Source organism: Streptomyces sp. bgisy159 (genome assembly GCF_057707805.1).
In genome coordinates this window covers 1-6,645 of sequence record NZ_JBYIQX010000088.1, presented here as the reverse complement: position 1 = coordinate 6,645, position 6,645 = coordinate 1, and the positions used below count along the sequence as shown (strand labels likewise).

The 6,645-nt window shown below is 67.8% G+C and carries 5 protein-coding genes; 3 read left to right on the top strand and 2 right to left on the bottom strand.

All coding sequences use genetic code 11. From position 1 onward, the window contains the following. Positions 1-1,553, top strand: a 1,553-nt coding sequence (locus AC3ET3_RS35625; RefSeq protein ID WP_435613682.1) for a coiled-coil domain-containing protein, incomplete at its 5' end; no start/stop codon positions are given. Positions 1,554-1,620: 67 nt separating this feature from the next. Here the strand turns inward: AC3ET3_RS35625 and AC3ET3_RS35620 are convergent. Beyond that, positions 1,621-3,360 (bottom strand): helicase associated domain-containing protein, encoded by a 1,740-nt coding sequence (locus AC3ET3_RS35620; protein WP_384941222.1) that lies wholly within the window; start codon positions 3,358-3,360, stop codon positions 1,621-1,623. Positions 3,361-3,789: 429 nt separating this feature from the next. Here AC3ET3_RS35620 and AC3ET3_RS35615 point away from each other — a divergent pair, with 429 nt between their 5' ends. Then, positions 3,790-3,999, top strand: a complete 210-nt coding sequence (locus AC3ET3_RS35615; RefSeq protein WP_384941221.1) for a hypothetical protein — start codon at positions 3,790-3,792, stop codon at positions 3,997-3,999. Between the two features lie 1,084 nt (positions 4,000-5,083). Beyond that, the gene (locus AC3ET3_RS35610; protein WP_384941219.1) at positions 5,084-5,593 is read left to right on the top strand and encodes a hypothetical protein; all 510 of its coding nucleotides are present in this window, start codon (positions 5,084-5,086) and stop codon (positions 5,591-5,593) included. 508 nt (positions 5,594-6,101) lie between these two features. On the opposite strand, the gene AC3ET3_RS35605 is transcribed toward AC3ET3_RS35610, so the two are convergent. Continuing rightward, the coding region (locus AC3ET3_RS35605) for a helicase associated domain-containing protein (protein ID WP_435613681.1) at positions 6,102-6,645 on the bottom strand (544 nt) is incomplete at its 5' end.

The following is a 6,645-nucleotide window of genomic DNA, read 5'->3' as shown; positions in this document are numbered from 1 at the left end:
TTAGCATTCCCAAAGGTATCCAGGCCACCACCGCCACCGAGCTCACACCTCTGACGTTCCGCAGCGTGCTGCGGCACATCTACCGCAACGAGGACTCGTGGACTCAGTTCGCTGACAAGGAACAAGAGTTCCTGAGGCGAGCCGTCATCAGCTACCTCTTGGGTTTCGCCCCCACCAGGTACAGCAACCACGACTTCGAGCTTGCGGCAGCACAACGCCGACTCGCACAGGCGCAGGCGGCCGAACGAGAGGTGCATGACAGCACAGACCGAGCCGTCGCAGCCGTCTGCGAGAACTTGCATCTGCCAACACCCAGGAGCGAGCAGCAGGTCAACTCCATCAGAACCGACTTGCGGGCCGAGCTCGACGCGGTTGTCAGGCAACGTTCCCAGCTGACCCGCGAAGTGGAGCAGCTTGTTGCCGGACGACGCCAAGAAGGCGACGCCGGGGCAGTGAGCCATGGCTACGACGCCACCCTGTCGCAGCAGTACGAGCAGGCGACCCAGAACCTCACGAGCACCGCCGAGACCGTCGCCGGCCTCGAGCAGGTCCTGACTGCCCACATGCAGTCTCACAACACCGTCCGAGCAGAGATCGCCCGCATGGAACGCCTTCTCGCCTCCGTCGACATCTTCGACAGCCTGCCGGTGCGCCTGTGTCCTGCCTGCGAGCAGAAGATCGACATCCATCGCGATCACCCAGAGGGCACCTGCTACGTCTGCACCCAGCCAGTGACCGAGGACCAGCGCAGACGACGCGGAGAACTAGAGAAGCGGTCCCTGGCCGCAGAGGCCGACGACCTCCAAGAAGTCATCGCCCGAACCAGCCACGACCTCGACCAAGCAAAAACCGACCACCGGCACGCCCAGAGCACCCACCAAGACATCGCCAGGCAGCTGAACGTCGACCGGGCCGCCCGCCTCGCCCCGTTCATGGCCAGACTCGAAGAGATGGCCGCCCAGACCGCCGCCCTGGAACAAAAACTCATGGCGCTGCCCGCCATCGAGCAGATGCTCACCCGCAAGACTGCCGCCACGCAGACGAGCCAGGCTGCCCAAGACAGACTGAACCGACTAAAGCAGCAACTCGATGAAACCCCCACCACAGGGAGAACGCCCATCGACCGCTGCGCCCTGTTCGCTGATCGGATGAACGAATTTCTCAACCGCCACCGCGACGATGTCTGGGTGGCAGGGAATGTGGCGATCAGCGCGGACGACCTGACCTTCTACGTCGGGACCCGCCCCTGGAGCCAAGTTCTCGGAGCCGAAGCGCGAGTGCTGTTCTTCCTCGCCTACAGCAGGGCCCTACTGTTCCTGGCCAGGGACCTGGGGGACGACTGCCCTTACCCGGGATTCCTCATGCTCGACAACCCCTTCCAGCAGGGAATCGCAAGCGACGTCGTTCACGAAGTTCTCCGTGACATTGCCGATGCCGCCCAAGCCACCGGCGCACAGGTGATTTCCACGCAGGCCGTACCAGTACCACGTCTCTCCCCCGGCATCGAACAGATCATTATGCCGAACACCTACATCGGCGAACCCGAGGGCTGACGGCCACATCTGGACAAGGAGGGGCAGGCCGCCTGGCGCTCCACGACCGGCTTCCTCCTGTCCTGTCTTACGCCCATTCGACACCCAACTTTCGGAGCGCGACCAGCTGTTCTTCGGTGAGCTTGTCGCGCCGGGCCTTGGTGTTGCTGTACCAGATGCCGAGCTTGGTTTCGGTCCCATCGGGCAAGGTCTCCACCGCCTGCCGGGGTACAGGTCGGACGCCTTCCCGCTCCACCCATTGCGCGAGCGCCGCCAGGCCCCGCTGGAACGCCTGCTGTGCCTTGCTCGGACCCTTCGCCGCGCGCCCGGTCGCGGGGGCGGGAGATGGCGCCTCAAGCGGCTTGATGCCCAGCACGGTCAGCCGCTCCTGCTGCTCGGGCAGGAGCCGCGCCCAAGTGCCCGGCTGCTTCTGCTGCTGGAGCCACTTGCCGATGTCGTCGCCGTCCATCAGCACGCCGGGTGCGATGTCGGGCAGCTGGCCGTCGGCGTCGACCAGGTCCGCCAGGACGCGGTAGTGGCGTTGCCAGTCCAGCGGCCACGGGCAGTCCCAGTCCGGGTCGATCTCCGTCAGCTGCGCCGCGCGCACGGCGGCCCGCTTCGGGTCCTTGCCCAGGCCGTTCTTCGCGCCCTTCCTCCGGAGGTTGGCCATGTGCTGCCCGATGGGCACCATCGCCTCGCCCTCGCCCCACACCGCGTCCTGACGCGGGGCGAGATGCCCCGTGGCCCGCCGGTAGGACCGGAGCGCGGCGAGCTTGTTCTCCCACGCCTCTTCGCCCGGTTCCCAGACCATCCCGGCCTCCGGGGCGTCCAGCAGCGTCTTGCGCCGCTCCTCCAGCTCCCCGGCCCGCAGCGCCTTCCTCTGCTGGTGCACCCATCGGCCAAGCGGAAACGCCTTGGTCGCCCCGACTTCGACCTCGACGTCGTAGGGCACGGCGTAGAGGCCCGTGATCTCGTTCTCCTTCCGCCATCGCAGCAGCGCCTGGTAACCCTCCAACCAGACGAGGCTTTCGGGCCTGTACACCCGGGTGCGCAGGAAGGCCGCGATGGTCGCCGCGTCGCGCGGGCTGGAGAAGTGGAGCAGGGCGGACTCGGCAGCGGCGTCGGTGTCGTCCTGCTCCTGGTCCTGGCCGTCGCCCTCGCCGCCGGCCCTGACGATCCGCCCGTCCTCGTCACGCCGGACGTGGACCTTGCGCTTGCCGCTCGTGAGCGCCCGGGAAGCGAGCTGCTCGACCAGACGTTCGTCATGCGAACGCAAACCCTGGAGGACCGCTACAAGGGGACGGAACGAGGCACTGGCGACCATGTCCTGCGGGTCCTCGCCCGGCTCCAGGAACACCGGCACGATGATGCGGGCGACCTTGGTGGAGCCGTCCCTGTTGAGCCTCAGAGCCCGGCCGATGTTCTGCACGATCTCCACCTGCGAGCCGCGGGTGTCCGCGAAGCAGACGGCTTCCACACCCCGTTCGCCGGTGATGTCCACCCCTTCCCCGAGCACGCGAACGCTGGCGAGGAAGGCGCGGTGGACCCGCCGCCCGGCCGCGTCGATGCCGTTGGCGAACTGCCGCAGGACCTCGCGCCGCTCGGACACGAGGTGGTCGCCGCACAGCCACGCCGACCACACCCGGTCCGGCGGGACGTGGCGGCCGGCCTCCAGCTCGTAGAACTCCGCGTCGATCGACGACTCCGGCAGCTCCTCCGCCCTCGCCAGGTCCTCATCCGAGGCGTCGTTCATGTACAGCTCGGCTGCCGTCTCGGGCAGCTTCTCCGCGAACGCCGCGGCTTCCTCCACCTTCTGGTGGAACGTCATGACGGTGCGCAGGTTCCACGCGGCGGCGTGCTCCAGGAGCGCGGTCTGCAGGAGCGCCAGGCGCCGGCCCCGCCGGGCCTCTTCCGACTCCCCGAGAACCGGTGAGGGGTCGCGGATGTCGCGGTTCGTTCGTTGTGATCGGCGTGTGTGGTGTTGAACTGGGCTGATCAGTTGGCTGGTTGGGTCCGGTGGTGTGGTGTGTGGTGGTGAGGCGCTTGGCGTTGATTGCGGGCTGGGCCTGGGTGGGCTTGTGAGCTGGGGGTTTCCTGTTCTGGGTCGGTCTTGTGGGTGTTTGATCAGTTTCGTTGGTGGTTGGGCAGGTGTACTGGGTGGCTGTTGTAGCGGTGCAGGGGTGTGGGTCCGTGGATGCCGATGGTGCCCAGGAGGTGTTGTTGGTGGGGGTGGAGCTGGGTCCAGGTGCGTTGCTGGGTGCGGATCCATTTGGTGGTCTGGTGGGGGAAGGGAATGCCGGCGCTGTTGTGGGTGTGGGCTTGGTGCCAGCTGTGGTTCCTGGTCGTCGGCCTCGGCTACGCCGTTCACCGCCGCCCGGCGTTCGCGGTTCCGGTCGGCGTAGCCGTTGCTGCCGCCGGCGCTCTCGGCACGATCGTGGTCGGCGTCGTCCAGGCCGTCACATCGTGACCGGGACGGGCCGGGCCCGTCCCGTAGCAGGGCAGGGACTAGGCGGAACCGGGCCGGTGCTTGCGCAGGGGGCTCCCCGGGGAAGTAGTCGGCGTCGTAACCGGCCTCGTGCCGACCCCTTGTCTGCCTGGTCAGGCCGCATGCCGAAGGCCCGCGTCCGGCACCGGCCGATGCGACCCAGGACGAGACCTACGGCGAGACCCAGGACGCGACTCAGGGCGCGACTCAGGGCGCAACCCAGGACGCGACTGGCCGGGAACAGTCCGGTGGGCACCCGACCAAGTACCTCACCATCACCTTGGTCGGGCCTCCGGCGGGGAGCTGGCCAAGGCCCTGCCGTGAGCGCGACCACCGCAGGTCACAGCCGTGCCCGGCCCGACCGGCCACCCGAGGGTTAGCCCGCGCCGCGCACGGCGCGGGACCGGACGTGCTGCGCACGCGGCCCCTTGAAGGCTTTCTGCGGAGTGTCCTGTTGCTGGCGCCCGCTGTCATCACTCACACGGGCGGTCCGGCCCTGCCCGGCGGCAAGATCTCTTGCGGCATCTCCTGCACGATCTCTTGCGCCTTCCCTTGCGGCATCTCTTGCGCGAGCCTCCGCGATCTTCCGGCATCTGCGCAGCTCACCAGGCCCGTAGAAGCGTGGTCAGGGGTCTGACATCCCCCTCAGAGCACCCCACGACCGGCCCTCCTGGAAGGAGAAGGGTGGGAGGGAGCGGGCGGGACGCGGGGAGCGCCTCGGGGGATCGGGCCGGCCGCATGTCCCCTCGCGCGCGTCGGCGGGGCCGCGCGCGGCCGGGGCGAGACGCCCCGGCACTCGATCGAGTACGCGTGGAAGATCCGGCTCTGCCCTTCGCTGCCAGGGTTGGCTCTCCGGCGCACTCACCGCGGTCGGAGCCTCACTGGCCTACGTCCGGGTGGTTTACCCAGCGCATCCGCCGATCGACCGCAGGCATCCCGCTACTGTCGTTGTGTAGTTATGTGACTACTTTGGGTGAAGGAGGGGGTGCGGGCGGCCCCCACAGGTCGACTGGCGATTCTCGCCTGCCTCTTTCCGGCCATCAAGAACAAATGTGAGGAGATCTCTGTGAATTCCATGCTGAAGAAGGTAGTCGCTTCCCTCTCGGCAGGGGCGGCCATGGCCCTCGGCGTCGTTTTCGTGGGGGCCTCCCCCGCAGCTGCTGTCGAGCGGTGCGAGCATCAGACCGCCGGCCACGGCCCGTTGGGGGGATACCGCGCCGAATTCGACTTCTGTATCCAGGCGGATGAGGGCGAGGTGAAGGTTTCGGTCGAGAACTTCGCTTGCTGGCACGATGAATTCCATAATTGGTACCCCAGGCGCTGTGTAGTGACCGGAGGCATGGTCCAGACGCTGAAGAACGGAATCAGCACCTACAGCAGGCTGACGCCGCTCGAGTCCATGGAAGACCTTGGGCATTGGGAGGTGAGCCTCCCGGGGTGTGAAGATGGAGACTTCGTCAAGGCGTTCATTGACGACCTTCGGATTTCCTACGCGGGGCACACTTGGAATGGGCATACCGAATGGAAAGAGGTCGCCTATCGAACACCCTTCGTTAACAGCGGCGTCCGTTGCTGAACTGACTTCCCTTCAGCCCGGTGTGCAGGGAAAAAGCCTGTACCACCTTCCGCGCGGGTCGAACGGGCCGGGAGCAGGCTGTCGTCGACGCGCCGACCGGGTTGGGCACCATCGCCTTGGCGGTGCCCCATGAGCGCACCCACACCCGCAGGCCCCGCACCGCAAGGACGCGGCCTCCAGCCCCCGCCTTCGGCCGACCTTCCCCGGCCCTGCTGGCCCGCGCCGACTGCGGCTACGCCCGCTTCCCACGACCCCCACGGCCTGGTCGACGCCGAACTCCCCCTCGACCGTGCCCCCTACGAAGCGCTCGTGACCGCCGTCCAGGCGAAGCCGCGGACCACCAGGACCGGGATGCCGTATTCGGCGAGCCAGGCGGTGAACATCTGTCGGAGGGTGTCCTAGCCGACGACCAGGCCGACGACCTCATCGCCACTTCGTCCGGCGCCCGCACAGCAACGGACCCCGGGCCTTGAGAGGCCCGGGGTCCGGTCACGGCGCAAGACGGCGATCAGAGGCTGTCCGGAGCGGCCTGCGGGACGGTCACCGGCCTTGCCCAGTCCATGCCCAGCTCGGCGAGTGCGGCGAGCTGGTCGGTGTCCAGCCGGTCCCTCCTCGATTTTGTGTTCGATACCCATACGCCCAGCCGCACAGACACGGGTTCCGCCTCGTCGTCGACCGTGATCTGTTCGCTGTGCCCCCTTGGCACCGGCCGGTCGCCCTCACGCTCCACCCACTGCGCAAGGGCCGCCAGGCCCCGCTGGAACGCCTGCTGCGCCTTGCTCGGGCCCTTTGTCGCGCGTGTGGCTGCCGGGGCGGGAGACGGCGCCTGAAGCGGTTTGACGCCCAGCCTGGACAGTCGCTCCTGCTGCTCGGTGGACAGCTGCGCCCAAGTGGTCGGCTGCTTCTGCCGCTCCAGCCACCGGCCGATGTCATCGCCATCGAACAGCACGCCGGGCGTGATGTCGGGGAGGCTGCCGTCGGCGTCGACCAGGTCCGCGAGCACCCGGTAGTGGCGTTGCCAGTCCAGCGGCCACGGGCAGTTCCAGTCCGGG

Coding starts and splice junctions, on each gene's coding strand:
- AC3ET3_RS35620 (WP_384941222.1), bottom strand. CDS start 3,360: ATGACGTTCCACCAGAAGGTGGAGGAAGCCGCGGCGTTCGCGGAGAAG.